1 protein-coding gene is annotated in these 277 nt (G+C 69.3%); it reads right to left on the bottom strand.

What is annotated here, in order from left to right; translation table 11 throughout:
* On the bottom strand, nt 1-277 hold a 277-nt coding region (locus Q5762_RS38195; RefSeq protein WP_315896911.1), incomplete at both ends, for a hypothetical protein.

The following is a 277-nucleotide window of genomic DNA, read 5'->3' as shown; positions in this document are numbered from 1 at the left end:
GCCGCAGAGAGCGTCGTCTCGCCACTGGGATGGGACCGCGAGCGGATTCGTGAGTACCTCTCGGAGACGAGTGCGGCCCGAATAGCGCGCTCCCGGTAGAACCCGGTGTCGTAGGTGTCGGGATTCTCGTGGGCGAGCTGGACGCGGTCCCGGGAGGACTTCGCGTCGTCGACCACGACGTACTCGACGTCCTGGCCCGGGAACCTCTCCAGGCCACGAGCCTCGGCCCGCTTCAGGGCGGCGACGTTGCGGGTCGCCTGCGCGTACTCCTCGACCC

The sequence above is a fragment of the Streptomyces sp. P9(2023) genome (assembly GCF_032436795.1).
In the GTDB taxonomy this organism is placed as follows: Bacteria; Actinomycetota; Actinomycetes; order Streptomycetales; family Streptomycetaceae; genus Streptomyces.
The sequence above is the reverse complement of the archived record's forward strand: the minus strand, read 5'-3'. Positions and strand labels throughout refer to the sequence as shown.